The 15,371-nt window shown below is 69.7% G+C and carries 13 protein-coding genes and 1 pseudogene; 10 read left to right on the top strand and 4 right to left on the bottom strand.

The genetic code is table 11. The features are described 5' to 3' along the window. Window positions 1–3: 3 nt before the first annotated feature. Window positions 4–1,011 carry a LacI family DNA-binding transcriptional regulator gene (locus BKA24_RS13670; protein WP_184219346.1) on the bottom strand — a complete coding sequence of 336 codons (1,008 nt, stop codon included), beginning with the start codon at window positions 1,009–1,011 and terminating at the stop codon, window positions 4–6. A gap of 160 nt (window positions 1,012–1,171) precedes the next feature. Between BKA24_RS13670 and BKA24_RS13665 the strand changes: the two genes are divergently transcribed. From BKA24_RS13665 to rhaS, 4 genes are read left to right on the top strand one after another with little or no spacing between them, the layout of a single operon-like run. After that, window positions 1,172–2,698: an ATP-binding cassette domain-containing protein gene (locus tag BKA24_RS13665; protein ID WP_184219343.1), complete on the top strand. Its 1,527-nt coding sequence runs from the start codon at window positions 1,172–1,174 to the stop codon at window positions 2,696–2,698. Next, window positions 2,695–3,738: an ABC transporter permease gene (locus tag BKA24_RS13660; RefSeq protein ID WP_184219340.1), complete on the top strand. Its 1,044-nt coding sequence runs from the start codon at window positions 2,695–2,697 to the stop codon at window positions 3,736–3,738. Before BKA24_RS13665 ends, BKA24_RS13660 begins: the two co-directional genes overlap by 4 nt. Then, window positions 3,735–4,808, top strand: a complete 1,074-nt coding sequence (locus BKA24_RS13655; RefSeq protein WP_184219337.1) for an ABC transporter permease — start codon at window positions 3,735–3,737, stop codon at window positions 4,806–4,808. Before BKA24_RS13660 ends, BKA24_RS13655 begins: the two co-directional genes overlap by 4 nt. A gap of 36 nt (window positions 4,809–4,844) precedes the next feature. Beyond that, entirely contained in the window at window positions 4,845–5,891 is a 1,047-nt protein-coding gene (gene rhaS, locus BKA24_RS13650; RefSeq protein WP_184219334.1) for a rhamnose ABC transporter substrate-binding protein, read from the top strand. Between the two features lie 185 nt (window positions 5,892–6,076). Here the strand turns inward: rhaS and BKA24_RS13645 are convergent, their stop codons facing one another. Beyond that, a complete protein-coding gene (locus BKA24_RS13645; protein ID WP_184219331.1) occupies window positions 6,077–6,337 on the bottom strand; it encodes a hypothetical protein in 261 nt (86 codons plus the stop codon). Window positions 6,338–6,479: 142 nt separating this feature from the next. Between BKA24_RS13645 and BKA24_RS13640 the strand changes: the two genes are divergently transcribed. Then, window positions 6,480–6,983 (top strand): metallophosphoesterase family protein, encoded by a 504-nt coding sequence (locus tag BKA24_RS13640; RefSeq protein WP_184219326.1) that lies wholly within the window; start codon window positions 6,480–6,482, stop codon window positions 6,981–6,983. 49 nt (window positions 6,984–7,032) lie between these two features. After that, window positions 7,033–8,313, top strand: coding sequence for a M18 family aminopeptidase (locus BKA24_RS13635; RefSeq protein WP_184219323.1), 1,281 nt, complete (start codon window positions 7,033–7,035; stop codon window positions 8,311–8,313). A gap of 6 nt (window positions 8,314–8,319) precedes the next feature. On the opposite strand, the gene BKA24_RS13630 is transcribed toward BKA24_RS13635, so the two are convergent. Both BKA24_RS13630 and BKA24_RS13625 read right to left on the bottom strand, forming a co-directional pair. Then, window positions 8,320–9,543 carry a DNA polymerase domain-containing protein gene (locus BKA24_RS13630; RefSeq protein WP_184219320.1) on the bottom strand — a complete coding sequence of 408 codons (1,224 nt, stop codon included), beginning with the start codon at window positions 9,541–9,543 and terminating at the stop codon, window positions 8,320–8,322. Window positions 9,544–9,634: 91 nt separating this feature from the next. After that, complete coding sequence (locus BKA24_RS13625; RefSeq protein ID WP_184219317.1) at window positions 9,635–10,666, bottom strand: aggregation-promoting factor C-terminal-like domain-containing protein; 1,032 nt, start codon at window positions 10,664–10,666, stop codon at window positions 9,635–9,637. A gap of 230 nt (window positions 10,667–10,896) precedes the next feature. On the opposite strand from BKA24_RS13625, the gene BKA24_RS13620 reads away from it, so the two are divergent. The 4 genes and pseudogenes from BKA24_RS13620 to BKA24_RS13605 all read left to right on the top strand — a co-directional run bounded on the left by BKA24_RS13620 (window position 10,897) and on the right by BKA24_RS13605 (window position 15,288). Further along, on the top strand, window positions 10,897–11,466 hold the full coding sequence (locus BKA24_RS13620; RefSeq protein WP_184219314.1) for a PadR family transcriptional regulator: 570 nt from the start codon (window positions 10,897–10,899) through the stop codon (window positions 11,464–11,466). Between the two features lie 6 nt (window positions 11,467–11,472). Continuing rightward, entirely contained in the window at window positions 11,473–13,182 is a 1,710-nt protein-coding gene (locus BKA24_RS13615) for an AarF/UbiB family protein (protein WP_184219311.1), read from the top strand. A gap of 57 nt (window positions 13,183–13,239) precedes the next feature. Beyond that, on the top strand, window positions 13,240–13,797 hold the full coding sequence (locus tag BKA24_RS13610; RefSeq protein WP_184219307.1) for an NYN domain-containing protein: 558 nt from the start codon (window positions 13,240–13,242) through the stop codon (window positions 13,795–13,797). Window positions 13,798–14,138: 341 nt separating this feature from the next. After that, window positions 14,139–15,288, top strand: a pseudogene (locus BKA24_RS13605) (IS3 family transposase). Window positions 15,289–15,371 lie beyond the last annotated feature (83 nt).

Genomic DNA, 15,371 nt, shown 5'->3' with positions numbered 1-15,371 from the left:
CGCTCAGCCCGCGGTCGAGGCCCTCACGATCAGCTCGGGGGGGAATACGGTCTGCCGCGGGATGCTGTCGGGATCGTCGGCCTCTTCGAGGACGATGCGCAGCGCGGTGCGTCCGATCATGCGACTCGGCTGCCGGATCGAGGAGAGCGGGACGGCCGCCGCGCCCGCGAAGGGGATGTCGTCGAAACCGATGATGGCGATGTCGTCGGGAACGCGGGCGCGTCCGTCGACGACCAGCGCCTGAAGCAGCCCCAGCGCGAGAAGGTCGTTCGCAGCGAAGAGGGCGTCGGGCCACTCGCGCCGCGAGCGGGCGAGCAGACGCGCGCCCGCGGCGGCGCCCTCGTCGACGGTCATGGCGCCCGTCGCGATCACTTCGAGGTCGACGTGCGAACCGGCGTTCTCCGCGGCGGCGCGGGCTCCGGCGAGACGGTCATTGACCTGCCGGATGTCGAACGGGCCGCCGACGAAGGCGATGCGTCGTCTGCCCGTATCGATGAGGTGGTCGACGGCGAGTCGTCCTCCTGCGACGCTGTCGACGGAGACCGAGGAGAACCGGCCGTCGCCGCTGAAACGGTCGACGAGGACGGCGGCGATGCCGCTCGCCCGGAGTCGCTGGAGTCGTGCGGTCACATCGCCGTAGGGGGCGATGAGGAGTCCCCGCACCTGCTGCTCCTGGAACAGGTCGAGGTACATGCGCTCACGCGAGACGTCCTCGTCGGTGTTGCCGTACAGGATCGCGATGCCGTGACGTGTCGCCTCGTCTTCCGCGCCGCGCACGACGTCGTTGTAGAACGGGTTCTGCCCGTCGAGGACGACGAATCCGACCGTCGTCGAGACTCCTGCTCGCAGCTTGCGTGCGGCGTCGTTGCGGATGTAGCCGAGCTCTTCGATCGCTCGCGTGACCCGTTCGACGGAATCGGACGAGACTTCCTCCGGGCGATTGAGCACGTTCGAGACGGTGCCCACGGAGACGCCGGCGCGTTCGGCGACATCCCTGATGCGGACCGGCATGGCACCTCCTCGTTCCACCGGGTCACGATTCGGTCACTCTGGGCGGGTGACTTGACCGTTGCTGTTGCTTTCCATACAGTAGCGTGAAATCACCCTGAATCGATTCAGGCAATGATCAACCACTTTCACCCGAAGAGCAACCCTCGATGAGGAGGCACCTGTGGTCCTCGATGCCGACCCGCAGACCGGAGCAGTCGCGCTCGAACTCACGCGCGTCGTGAAGTCGTTCGGCCCGGTCGTCGCACTGCGCTCGGGAAGCCTGCGCCTGCGCTCCGGCTCCATTCACGCCCTCATCGGCGAGAACGGTGCCGGCAAGTCCACGCTTGTGAAGATCATCGCCGGGCTCTACCGACGGGACTCCGGCGACTTCCTCCTGGAAGGCGAGTCCGTCGACTTCACCAGCACCGCGCAGTCCAAGGCCGCGGGCATCGCGGTGATCTATCAGGAGCCGACCCTGTTCCCCGACCTCTCGGTCACCGAGAACATCTTCATGGGTCGGCAGCCGACGGGGCGCCTCGGCCGCATCGACCGCAAGGCGATGCGCGACGAGGCCGCGCAGATCTTCCAGCGTCTCGGCGTGGGGCTCGATCCCGAGCGCATCACCGAAGGGCTCTCGATCGCCGACCAGCAGATCATCGAGATCGCGAAGGCGATCTCGCTGGACGCGAGAGTGCTCATCATGGATGAGCCCACCGCCGCCCTCTCCGGGGTCGAGGTGGAACGCCTCTTCGCCGTCGCGCGCAGCCTCCGCGATGAGGGTCGCGCGCTGCTGTTCATCTCCCACCGCTTCGACGAGGTCTTCGCCCTCTGCGACACCGTGACCGTCATGCGCGACGGGGCATACGTCGAGACGACGCCGCTCGCCGAGACCACCGTGGACGACCTCGTGCGCCAGATGGTGGGCCGCGACGTGACCGAGCTGTACCCGAAGCTGCCGTCCGACGTCGGTGAGGTGGTCCTCTCCGTCGAGGGCCTCACTCGCCGTGGCGTGTTCAGTGACGTGTCCTTCGACCTGCGGGCCGGGGAGATCGTCGGGCTCGCGGGTCTCGTCGGTGCCGGCCGCAGTGAAGTCGCCCGCGCCATCTTCGGCGTCGACTCGTACGAGTCCGGGTCGGTCATCCTCCACGGAGCGTCGCTCCCCAAGGGCAACCCGCAGAAGGCGACCGCCCGCGGAATCGCCCTCGTCCCCGAGGACCGGCGCCGGCAGGGCCTCGTGCTCGACGACGGGGTGTCCCGCAACGTCACGCTCGCCATCCGCTCCAAACTCGCGAAGTGGGGGCTGATCTGGAACGGCCTCGAGAACGCCGCGGCGCGGGTGTGGGCGAGCCGGCTCGAAGTCAAGACTGCTGCACTGGATGCCGAGACGGGCACGCTCTCGGGTGGCAACCAGCAGAAGGTCGTCATCGGCAAGTGGCTGGCGACCGAGCCCACGGTCCTCATCGTGGATGAGCCGACCCGTGGCATCGACGTCGGAACGAAGTCCGAGGTCCACCGCCTCCTCAGCGAGCTCGCCCAGCAGGGCCTCGCGATCCTCATGATCTCGTCGGAGCTCCCGGAGGTGCTCGGCATGGCCGACCGGGTCCTCGTGATGAGAGAGGGCCGCCTGACCGGCCAGTTCACCCGGGCGGAAGCGACACCCGAAGCAGTGATGTTCGCAGCGACGGCGGACGCGGAGGACGCAGCATGACCACCACCACCACTCCACGTCAGACCGCGCCCGGATCGAGCGGCGCCGCGAAAGCCGTGCGCCACCTCGCGACAGCACGCGAGACCGGGATCGCCGTCGCCCTGATCCTTGTGGTCGTGGCGGCCACGGCATCCAATCCGAGCTTCCTCTTCTCGCCGGACGGCTTCCGCGACCTGCTGCTGACGCCGTCGCTCCTGCTCCTCGTCGCCGTCGGACAGGCGATCGTCATCATCACGAGGAGCGTCGACCTCTCCGTAGGTTCGGTCGTCGGGCTCACGGCCTACCTGACCGGACGCCTCTTCATCGACCTCGAAGGGATCTCTCCCCTCGTCGTCTTCGTCGCCGGTGTCGTCCTCGGTGCGCTGCTCGGAGCCGTGAACGGGTTGCTCGTCGCGTGGGCCAAGGTGCCCGCCCTCGTCATCACCCTCGGCACGATGTATGTCTACCGCGGCATCAATGTGGCGTGGGCCGGGAGCGACCGGATCAACGCGTCCGACCTGCCCCGCGACTTTCGGGGCCTCGGCACCGATCAGCTCCTCGGAGTGCCGATCCTGACGATCATCGCGGTCGTCGTGCTGCTGGCCGCCGCCTGGTACCTGCGCAACATGCGCAGCGGGCGCGAGTTCTACGCCATCGGTTCCGACCCGGCAGCCGCGCACCTCTACGGCTTGAAGGTCACCCGACGGATCGTCACGGCGTTCGTCGTCTCGGGAGCCCTCGCGGGTCTCGCCGGTGTGCTCTACGCGGCCCGGTACGGAACCGTCAGCTCGGCGGCCGGCACCGGCTGGGAGCTGCAGGCGATCGGTGCGGCCGTGATCGGCGGGGTGGCGATCTCGGGCGGTGTCGGAACGGTGTGGGGCGCCGCGATCGGCGCCTTCCTCCTCCTCACCATCAACCGTGCCCTGCCCATCCTCGGCATCGACGACTTCTGGCAGCGCGCCGTCGTCGGCGTGCTCATCCTCGGGTCCATCGTCCTCGACCGCGTCCTCGCGGTGAGGCAGCATCGACGACTCATCGCTCAACGGGAGGACAGCCGATGACCGCGGTCACCACCGACACCGTCGCGCCGCGCACCTATCAGGACCACGGGCGGCCCCTGTGGCGGCGTGCTCTGCTCACCCGCGAGGCGGCGATCATCGGCATCCTCGTGCTGGTCGTCGTCGTCGCCCTCGGCACGGTGCGCAACTTCGACAGCCCGCTCACCGTCACCTACCTGCTCCGCGACATCGCGCCGATCCTGCTGATCGCGCTCCCGATGACGCTCATCATCATCACCGAGGAGATCGACCTCTCGGTGGCGAGCATCGTCGGGCTGTCGAGCGTGATGACCGGCATCCTCACGCAGGCGGGTCTGCCGTTCCCGGCCGCTGCCGTCGTCGCGATCCTCGTCGGCGCGATGGCCGGAGTCGTCAACGGCTTCCTCGTGACCGTGGTGGGGCTCCCCTCCCTCGCGGTGACCATCGGCACGCTCGCCCTCTTCCGCGGGATCGCGGTCGGTCTGCTCGGGACGACGGCGATCACCGACTTCCCGGAGGAGTGGACCGATCTCGCCAAGGCGAACATCCCGGGCACGCCCATCCCGCTGATCGTCGTCCCGTTCGTGGTCCTCGCCCTCGTGTTCGCGATCCTGCTGCACTTCACGCCTTTCGGCCGGTCGCTGTACGCGATCGGGCTCAACAAGGAAGCGGCGCACTTCTCCGGCATCGACGTCGGGCGCACGAAGTTCACGCTGTTCGTGCTCTCCGGAGCGGTCTCGGGTTTCGCCGGCGTCTACTTCACCCTGCTCTACTCGAACGCGCGCGGCGACAACGCCATGGGAATGGAGCTGCAGATCATCGCGGCGGTCCTCCTCGGAGGCGTGTCCATCTTCGGCGGCCGCGGTGCCCTGCACGGCGTGATCGCCGGCGTGCTCCTCATCGGCACGCTCGGCAGCGCGCTCCGCCTCGCCGGCGTCACCAGCGACATCATCAACGTCATCACGGGCGTGCTCCTCATCGTCTCCGTGGTGTCCGCAAGCCTCCTCGCCTGGCTGCACCGGAGCAGATCCGCAGCCATCGGACGGAGAAAGGGACGACGCAGCGCCGCCGGCGCCGCCGCCCCGACCCGATAACCACGCGAACCCATCGCACCAAGGAAGGAAACAAAGATGTTCGGATTCACGCGCACGCGGCGTGCAGGCGTCGTCGCCGCGATCGCCGTCGGTGCCACCCTCGTGATCTCAGGCTGCACGGCCGGAGGCGGCAACGCACCCGGCGGCGACGGCGGAGATGGTGACGGAGGCGACGTCTCGATCACGATGCTGCCGAAGAACCTCGGCAACCCCTACTTCGACACCTCCAGCTCGGGTGCCGAGGAGGCGGTCGAGGAGTTCGGTGGCAGCTTCGAGGAGGTCGGTCCCTCCGAGGCCAGCCCCACCTCGCAGGTGCAGTACATCCAGACCGCCGCGCAGCAGGGTGCCAGCGCCCTCATCGTGTCGGCGAACGACCCCGAAGCCATCTGCGACGCTCTCGACGAGGCGCGTTCGGCCGATGTGAAGGTCGTCACGTTCGACTCCGACACCAACCCGGAGTGCCGCGACCTGTTCATCAACCAGGCGACCTCCGAGGGCATCGCCAAGGTGCAGGTCGACCTCATCGCCGAGCAGATCGGCGACGCCGGGCAGATCGCCGTGCTGTCGGCATCCGCGAACGCCACGAACCAGAACGCCTGGATCGAGCTGATGGAGGCCGAGCTCGCCGCGAGCCACCCCGACATCGAGCTCGTCGAGGTCGTCTACGGCGACGACGACGACCAGACCTCGTTCGACAAGACCGCGGCGCTCCTGCAGACCTACCCCGACCTGAAGGGCATCGTCTCGCCGACGACCGTCGGGATCGCGGCTGCCGCGCGCTACCTCTCGACCTCCGACTTCAAGGGCAAGGTCGCGCTGACCGGTCTCGGCACGCCGAACCAGATGCGCGAGTACGTCGAGGACGGCACGGTCACGGCATTCGCGCTGTGGAACCCGGCCGACCTGGGCTACCTCGCGGCCTTCGCCGCGCAGGCGCTGGTCTCCGGTGACATCACCGGCGCAGAGGGCGATTCGTTCGAGGCCGGCAAGCTCGGCTCGTACGAGGTCGGTGCCGACGGCGCCGTGCTCCTCGGCGACCCGTACGTGTTCGACGCGGAGAACATCGGCGACTTCGACTTCTGAGAAGCCGTCGCTCCAGAGGGGTCCCGTGCGCAGGCACGGGGCCCCTCGTCGTCTCAGGGGAAGAGCAGCCCCCGTGCGAGACGACGGGCACGATGCAACTCCGCCGGTCTGCCGGCCGCGTTCTTCGCCGCGGCGCTGATCGGCGCGGCGGGCGTCGTCCTGCCCCCGCCGCGCCGCCTCGGCGGTCAGATGTCTTCGGGGGAGAGGTCGCCTTCGCCGTCCTCGCCCAGTTCGGCGACGACGGGGTCCTCGCCCTGAGATTCGGGCTGAACCTGCGACGCGGGGTAGCTCTCGTCGTCAATCGGTTCGGCTGTGGCCAGGCCGTCGAACTCCGCGTCCGCCGCCGCCGTGTCTCCGACGGTTGTGTCGCCGAGGGGCGCATCGTCGGGATCGAGGACGATGCCGTCCGGGTTCGCGTTGGAGGTGGTGTCGTCGATTCCGCTCATGGTGTCTCCTTCGTGGGCTGCCTCGACGGGGCCCGCTCGGTGTGGGGTCGCCGCTCCGGCTCCCGTCCACGAGTGTGCGCGCTCGCGCGGACCCCGTTCAGGGGGTGTCGTCGCTCGGGGCTTGCCGCTACCCTGACGAGCCATGCCCACCCGCCTGCTCCTCGTTGCCGACACCCACATCCCGGGTCGCGCTCGGCACCTGCCCGCTGCCCTCCTGCGCGCGGCCGATGCCGCCGATCTCATCGTGCATGCCGGTGACTGGGTGTCGGAGGCGGTGCTGGACGAGCTGCTCGGGCACGGCGAGGTGATCGGGGTCTACGGCAACAACGACGGCGATGATCTGCGGGCGCGTCTGCCGGAGGTGGCGCGTCGCGTCGTCGAGGGCGTGCGGCTCGCCGTGGTGCACGAGACGGGACCGGCGCCGCGACGTGAGCAGAGGATGGATGCCGCGTTCCCCGACACCGACCTGCTGGTGTTCGGGCACAGCCACATCCCCTGGGACTCCACGACGCCCGCCGGTCTCCGGCTGCTGAACCCGGGGTCTCCGACGGACCGGCGGCGGCAGCCGCACCGGACCCACATGATCGTCGACCTCGCTGAGGGCGCGGTGACCGCGGTGGAGCTGGTGGCGATCGATCCGGAGTGACGCGCCGAACTACGATCGAGGGGTTCGCCCGTTCCGTCCTGGAGGCCGCATGCCCGCCGACGCCCTCGCCCACGCCGATGATCTCGCGGACTTCGTCGCCGCGTCGCCGTCGAGCTTCCACGCCGCCGCGGAGGTCGCCCGTCGCCTTATCGATGCGGGTTTCCGGCAGCTCTCGGAGAGTGAGGCCTGGCCGGCGCAGGCCGGTGGCCGGTTCCTCGTCGTCCGCGACGGCGCCGTCCTCGCCTGGGTGGTGCCGAAGGATGCCGGTGCCGCTACCGGCGCACGCATCTTCGGGGCGCACAGCGATTCGCCGGCGTTCAAGCTGAAGCCGCGGCCGACTACGGGCTCGCACGGGTGGTTGCAGGCGGGCGTGGAGATCTACGGCGGTCCTCTGCTCAACTCGTGGCTCGATCGCGAGCTGCGGCTGGCGGGCCGGCTCGTGCTCGACGACGGCACGAGTGTGCTCGCGGCGACGGGGGCGCTGCTGCGGCTGCCGCAGCTGGCGATCCACCTCGACCGTGAGGTCAACGACGGCCTCGCCCTGGATCGGCAGCGTCAGACGCAGCCGGTCTGGGGCCTCGGCGAGTCCGACTCCGCCGATCTCCTCGGGGAGCTCGCCGCGACGGCCGGCGTCGACGCGGCGCGCATCCGCGGGTACGACATCGTGACGGCGGACGCCGCCCGCGGCGCCGTCTTCGGGCACGACGACGTGTTCTTCGCGTCGGGCCGTCTCGACGATCTGGCATCCGTTCACGCCGGCGTCGTCGCGCTGGAGCGTGCCGCCGACGGATTCGACGCGCCGCACATCGCGATGCTCGCCGTCTTCGACCACGAGGAGGTCGGCTCCGCCACCCGGTCCGGTGCCGCCGGGCCGTTCCTCGCGGATGTGCTCGAACGGGTGCAGCTCTCGCTCGGCGCGGACCGCGAGCAGCAGCTGCGCTCGCTGGCGTCGTCGTGGTGCGTCTCGAGCGATGTCGGCCACGCCGTGCACCCGAACTACCCCGACAAGCACGACCCGGTCGTGCAGCCCCGCCTCGGGTCGGGCCCGATCCTCAAGATCAACGCGAACCAGCGCTACGCCACCGACGGCGCAGGCGCCGCGGCGTGGAACGGCTGGTGCGCAGCCGCCGGGGTCGGCAGCCAGGAGTTCGTGTCGAACAACGCCGTCCCGTGCGGCTCGACGATCGGACCGATCACGGCGACGCGGCTGGGCATCGCGACGGTCGACGTCGGCATCCCGATCCTGTCGATGCACTCGGCACGCGAGCTCGCCGGGGTCAGCGACCTTGCCGACCTGGCCCGCGTCGCCGAGGTGTTCTTCACCGCCTGAGCCGGATCAGCGCGAGCGGCCCTGCCACGGGTCGTAGTCGACCTCGAGCGGCTCCTGCGCGGGGCGCTCCGCCTCGGGGACGTGCTGCAGGTTCACCCGCACGCGGTACCAGAGTGAACTCGACCCGCGCATCCCGTCGACCATGACGTCGGCGGGGGAGAGCTGCGGGACGACGGACGGATGCCGCTCCTTCCACGTCTCGAGGCCGGCGAGGGCCTCCTCCTTCGTCGCGGCGCGGGAAATCTCGATGAGCGGCATCGTCGACTGCCGCCGCCCCGATCCGTCACCCGACCGCGGCGCCTTCTCGGCCGGGCCCATCTTCTCGGCCAGTGCGAGCATTCGGTCGAGGGAGCCCGGGGCGTCGTCGATGCCCGCGTGCGGGTCGCCGCGCTCCGCGAATCGCTCCCGCACGGTTGCGACGGTGAACTGCTCGGGCCGGATGGTGCGCAGCTCGTCCCAGTCGACGGGCGTCGAGACGCGGGCGTCGGGGAGTGGGCGCACCGAGTAGGCGGACGCGACGGTGCGGTCTTTCGCGTTCTGGTTGAAGTCGACGAAGACACTCTCGCCGCGCTCCTCCTTCCACCACTGCGCGGTCGCGAGCCCCGGCGCACGGTCCTGCACCTCACGGGCGAAAGTCTGTGCGGCGAGACGCACGTCGGGATACTCCCAGTGCGGGTCGAGGCGGACGAGGATGTGGATGCCGCGCGACCCCGATGTCTTCGGCCATCCGACGAGGCCCATGTCGTCCAGCACGTCGCGGGCGACGAACGCGACGTCGACGATCTGCGACCAGTCGACGCCGGGCATCGGGTCGAGGTCGATGCGCAGCTCGTCGGGGTGGTCGAGGTCGGCCGCGCGCACCGGATGCGGGTTCAGGTCGAGGCAGCCCAGGCCCACGAGCCAGGCGAGGCCGGCGGCATCCGTGATCACGGACTCTTCCGCGCTCGTGCCGGACGCGTAGTGAAGAGTGGCCGAGGAGACGAAGTCGGGCCGGTTCTCGGGCACGCGCTTCTGAAAGAACGCCTCGTGGTCGATGCCCTTCACGAACCGCTTCAGCACCATGGGGCGGTCGCCCGCGCCGCGCAGGGCGCCGTCGGCGACGGCGACGTAGTACTCGACGAGGTCGAGCTTCGTCAGCCCGGGCTCAGGGAAGACCACCTTGCCGGGGCTCGAGATCCGCACCTCGTGACCGTCGATGTCGAGCGTGACCGCGTCGTCCTTCTTCGCCATGGTGCCGGTCTACTCCGGTGGAACGACGGATGCCACGGGGTTGCGTCCGCCGAAGCGGTCCGCAACCCCGTGGCATCCGAGGTGTTCTGGCTCAGTACCAGCCGTTGGACTGGGAGTGGCCCCACGCGCCGCACGGGCTGCCGTAGCGGCCGTCGATGTAGCCGAGACCCCACGCGATCTGCGTCGCGGGGTTGGTCTGCCAATCGGACCCGGCCGTCGACATCTTGCTGCCGGGGAGGGCCTGGGGGATTCCGTAGGCGCCGCTGGAGGGGTTCGAGGCCTGGTAGTTCCAGCCGGACTCCTTGTTCCACAGCGACACGAGGCAGGAGAACTGGTCGTCGCCCCAGCCGTAGTTGCCGAGCATCGCGCGTGCGGTCGCCTGCGCCTCGCCGGCGGAGGTGCCGCTGGCGGCCACGCTGACCGACGGTGCGGAGGTGTCGGCGCTGGTCTCGGATGCCGCAGCCTCCTCGGCAGCGGCCGCCTCTTCAGCGGCGGCTGCCTCTTCGGCGGCCTTCGCCTCGGCCTCGGCCTTCGCCTTGGCTTCAGCCTTCGCCTTGGCTTCGGCCTTGCGCTTGGCTTCGGCCTTGCGCTCCTTCTCCTTCTCGATCGCCGCGTCGAGCTGACCGCGCAGGGCGCTGGTCTCCTCGGCGACGTCCGCCGTCTCGGCGACGACGTCACCGGTCGCGCCGGCGATGTCGAGGAGCGGAATCTGCTCGACGGTCTCGAGGTGCTCGACCGCCGCCTCGAGGTCGGAGGTGTCGACCGTCGTGTCGTCGGCGGCGACCTCGAGCTTCGATGCCGCGATGTCCTTCGTGACATCGCTCGACGCGGCGATGGCGGCGTCGGCCTCGGCGATGGCCGTTTCGACGGTGGTCGCGAGCTTCGTGTCGGCGCTGCCGCCGAGGGTCTGGGGGAGTGCCGTGCTGAATGACGCGAGCGCGAAGGTGACCTGCGGCTCATCGGCGTGGGCTGTGCCGGGCGCCGGTGCCATCGCGGTGGCGGTCGCCGCGATCGCGAGGGACGCGGTCAGAGTCGAGGCGACGAGGAAGGGGCGGCGCCGCAGGCGGCGGACGGCCTGGCGGGTGGTTCGGCGGGCAGGGGTTGCGTGGGAATCAGTAAGCATGCAGTGGAGCGTTTCGTTTCGGGAAAGCACGTCAGAACGACGTGTGCACCCGTTCGGGCGGGCACAAGTCAGCGAGTCTGGCTCACCTTTCTGGGCGTTACCCGAACGTTACCTGGACGGCCCCCGACCGGACCTCGTCGAAAAAGTCCTGATCCGGGGCAGCAGGCCCCTTCCGAAACGTCGTCGAGCGATATATCGTTCAGTATCGGTCACGATACGAAGGAGCTGTCATGAGCACGTCATTCGGTGGAACCGGGTTCGGCAAAGGCACCGGACCGTTCGGGCTGGGAGACCTCGGCGCGGGCGTCTGGGAGGCCCTCGATCAGATGCGCACGGCGTTCGAGCCGCGCCCCTCATCCCCGCGTATGAAGAGCGGCGACGTGCGCGCCGCCGTCCTCACGCTGCTGGCCGAGAAGCCCATGCACGGATACCAGATCATCCAGGAGATCGACGAGCGCAGCGGCGGCAGCTGGAAGCCCAGCGCCGGCAGCGTCTACCCGACCCTGCAGCTGCTCGCCGATGAGGGTCTCATCACAGCCGAGGAGGCGGGCGGCCGCAAGACCTACTCGCTGACGGAGGCGGGACGGATCGACGCGGATGCCGCTTCGCAGAGCTCTGCGCCGTGGGAGAGCACCTCGCGGGAGAGCGGCCGCAAGACCGCGCTGCCCAAGGCCGGTGTCGAGCTCGCCCAGGCGGCGGCGCAGGTCGCGCGCACCGGAACGCCGGAGCAGGTGCAGCAGGCGGTGGAGATCATCGACGACGCGCGTCGTCGGCTCTACGCGCTGCTCGCCCAGGGCTGATCCGGGGTGGCCTCGGATCGTCCCGCGCGCTCGGCGGTGCCGGACGAGCGGGCGGCGAAGGCGCGGTATCGCCGCATCCTGCGGTTCGCGGGGGTGGCGCTCGCCGTCACGTGGTGGTTCGAGCTGTTCCTGCCGCGCATCGGCTTGGGAGCGCTCGCCGCGCGCGGGCGCACCGCCCGGCTGCAGCGCATTGCGCGGCGGTTCCACGCGCTCGCGGTCGACCTCGGCGGCCTGATGATCAAGGTGGGGCAGTTCATGTCGTCGCGCCTCGACGTGCTGCCGCCCGAGATCACCTCCGAACTGGAGGGGCTGCAGGACGAGGTGCCGGCGGTGCCGCTCGCCGGCATCCGATCGGTCGCGGAAGCGGAGCTGCAGGTGCCGCTGCCCGTGGCGTTCGCGTCGTTCGAGCCCGAGCCGGTCGCTGCGGCGTCGCTGGGGCAGGCGCACCGCGCCGTGCTGTCGGCGGAGGACGCCGAGCTCGCCGGGCTGTCGACGGTGGTCGTGAAGGTGCAACGCCCCGGCATCCAGCTCATCGTCGACACCGACCTGGCGGCGCTGCGCCGGGTGGGGCGGTGGCTGAGCCGGGTGAAGGTGGTGTCGAGCCGGGTGGATGCGCCCGCGCTCGTGGAGGAGTTCGCGGCGACGAGCCTCGAGGAGATCGACTACCTGCACGAGGCCGCCAACGGCGAGCGGTTCGCCGAGAACTTCGCCGGCGACGAGCGGGTCGCGGTTCCCGCGGTGGTGTGGGAGCGGACGTCGCGGCGCACGCTGACGCTCGAGGATGTCACGGCGATCAAGATCACCGATCACGAGACGCTGCGGGCGGCGGGCATCGACCCTGCCGAGGTGGCATCGGTGTTCGCGTCGGTGATGTTCGACCAGGTGTTCACGCACGGGTTCTTCCACGCCGATCCGCACCCGGGCAACATCTTCGTGACTCCGTTTTCGACACTGGACGCCACGGGGCCCGGCTGGACGCTCACGTTCATCGACTTCGGGATGATGGGCGAGGTGCCGCCGTCGCTGCGCCGGGGCCTGCGGCGGCTGATGGTCGCGACGGCCGCGCGGGATGGGGCGGCGCTGGTCGCCGCGGTGCGCGAGGTGGGCGTGCTGCTGCCGTCGGCCGACACGACCGAGCTCGAGCGGGCGATGACGCAACTGTTCGCCCGGTTCGGCGGGATGGGGTTCGCGCAGCTGCGCGAGGTCGATCCGCGCGAGTTCCGCGCGTTCGCGATCGAGTTCCAAGACGTCGTGCGGGCGCTGCCGTTCCAGCTGCCCGAGAACTTCCTGCTGATCGTGCGGGCGATGTCGCTGACGTCGGGTGTGTGCAGTGCGCTCGATCCGGATTTCAATCTGTGGGATGCCGTGGAGCCGTACGCCGCTCAGCTGGTGCGCGACGAGGGCGGCAACGCCGTGCGCGACGTGCTGGAGCGTGGCGCCGCGATCGCCGGAACGCTCGCGCGCATGCCGGGGCGCCTCGAGAAGCTCGTCGCGCGGGTGGAGGAGGGGCAGGTGTCGTTCACCGATCCGCGGCTGGAGCGGCGCGTGGGCCGGTTGGAGCAGGTGGGGCGGCGGCTGCCGTCGTCGATCATGTTCGCGGGGCTTGTCGTCGGGGGAGCGTTGGTGCGCCCGGAGGACGGGGTGCTCGGGGGCGTGTTGCTCGTGGCATCCGTCGTGCCGCTGCTGCACGCGGTGTTCGCGGGGCGCGGGCGGTAGCGGGGCGGGCGCCTCGTAGGATGAGGCGGACGCGCTTCGCGCGTGGAGGAGGATGCCGTGGCGGCTGACCGCAAGACCTGGGTGCTCATCGACGGCGAGAACATCGACGCGACGCTCGGCGGCTCGATTCTCGGGCGGCGCCCGCAGTCCGATGAGCGTCCGCGGTGGGACCGGATTCTGACCTTCCTCGCGCGGGAGTGGAACCAGGAGGTGCAGGGCCTCTTCTTCTTGAACGCGTCGACGAACCTGCCGATGTCGTTCGTGCAGGCGCTGCTCGCGCTCGGCTACACGCCGGTGCCGCTGTCGGGCGATGCGGACGAGAAGGTCGTCGACATCGCCATCCAGCGCACGCTCCGCGCTTTGCGGGACCGTTCGGACGATGTGGTGCTCGTGAGCCACGACGGCGACTTCGTCGACGACGTCGGCGCGCTCGCCGATGGGTCGCGCCGTCTCGGCGTGCTGGCGTTCGAGGAGTTCCGCAACGCCGGCTTCGCGCAGATCCCCGGACTGCGGTTCTTCGACCTTGAGTTCGACGCCGGCGCCTTCGACGCGCAGCTGCCGCGCGTCCGCATAATTCCGATCGACGAGTTCGACCCGGGGATGTTCCTGCGGTAGGCGTCTGCGGCTTTGCTGTGAGCATCCCGCTCGCGTCCGGGAGCGGGCTGTGCGGGGACTCGCTGGCGCTCAGGGCCTCGGTACTTAGGCGTCCGATGTCGGTCATTCAAGTTGGTCGACCGCGCGGCGCCCCGCCGTCAGGGCAAGCCGATCCGTCGGTAGCCATTCGACCAGAGGCAGCTCGTTCGGCCGCGGCCAACGGATCTCGTCATGGTCCTCGCCGAGGACAGGGGCCTCCGCGATCAGGGTTGCCAGGAATGGGCTGACCCCGTTTCGTAGGTCCGGTGGTTCTGAGAGTTGTCCTGTCGCGCGGAGTCGCGGGCAGGGAGACTGGTCAGATCATGTCGAACAGCAGGAAGCGTCACACCCCGGAGCAGGTCGTCCGCAAGCTCGGGCAGGCCGACAGGATGCTCGCCGACGGGCAGGATGTCGCCGCGGTGTGTCGGGAGCTCGGCGTGTCCGAGCAGACGTACTACCGGTGGCGGAACCAGTACGGCGGCCTCAAGGCCGACGACGCAAAGCGCCTGAAGGAGCTGGAGAAGCAGATCGCCACCCTCAAGCGGCTACTCGCCGAAGCGGAGCTGGAGAAGGCGGCGCTGAAGGAGTTGGCTGAGGGAAACTTCTAGGCCCGGGCAGACGTCGCGCCGCCGTCTCGCACCTGCTCAGGACACTGCGGGTGAGCGAACGGTTGGCGTGCCGCCTGGCCGGGCTCTCACGCTCCGCATACCGGCGCCCGCTCGCGGGCGAAACCACCGACGATCCGGACATGGCGCTGCGGGACTGGCTGCGCGCCTGGGCGAAGAACCATCCCCGCTACGGGTATCGGCGGGCGTATCACGACGCCCGCGCCGAGGAGTGGGTGGTGAACCACAAGAAGATCCAACGGCTGTGGCGTGACGAAGGGCTCCGGGTCCCGCAGCGGCGTAGGCGCAAGCGCGTCGGGTCCTCGACCGTCGACGCGCCGACGGCGGATGCGCCGAACGTGGTGTGGGCGGTGGACTTCCAGTTCGATGTCGACGATCACGGCCGACCGATCAAGATCTGCTCATCGTCGACGAACACACCCGGGAGTGCATCGGCGGCCTCGTGGAGCGCTCGATTACCGCCGACCGACTCACCGCCCACCTCGAGGACCTCGTCGCCGCCCGGGGCGCCCCGGCGGTGCTCAGGTCGGACAACGGGCCGGAGTTCATCAGCGAGGCGATGGCCGACTGGGCCGGCACCCGCACCGGCTTGAGCTACATTCATCCGGGCTCGCCGTGGCGCAACGGGTACGTCGAGTCGTTCAACAGCCGGATCCGCGACGAGTGCCTCAACATCAACAGCTTCTATTCGCTACTGCACGCGCAGGTTGTGATCGGCGACTGGAAGGACGAGTACAACCACCACCGCCGGCACTCCTCGCTCGGCTACCTACCCCCAGCTGAGTACGCTCGACAGTGCACCCATCAAATGGAAACCGACGACTCACAGAACGTCCGGACCGAATAAAGGGGGCGGCTCAACTCTCTTGCTCGGCGAACTCCCGCCAGGAAGCGAACTCACTGACGTGCTGATCCAAGACCTCGCGTCGG

It is taken from the genome of Microbacterium marinum (assembly GCF_014204835.1).
Classification (GTDB): Bacteria; Actinomycetota; Actinomycetes; order Actinomycetales; family Microbacteriaceae; genus Microbacterium; species Microbacterium marinum.
This window is presented reverse-complemented; position numbering and strand designations above follow the sequence as displayed.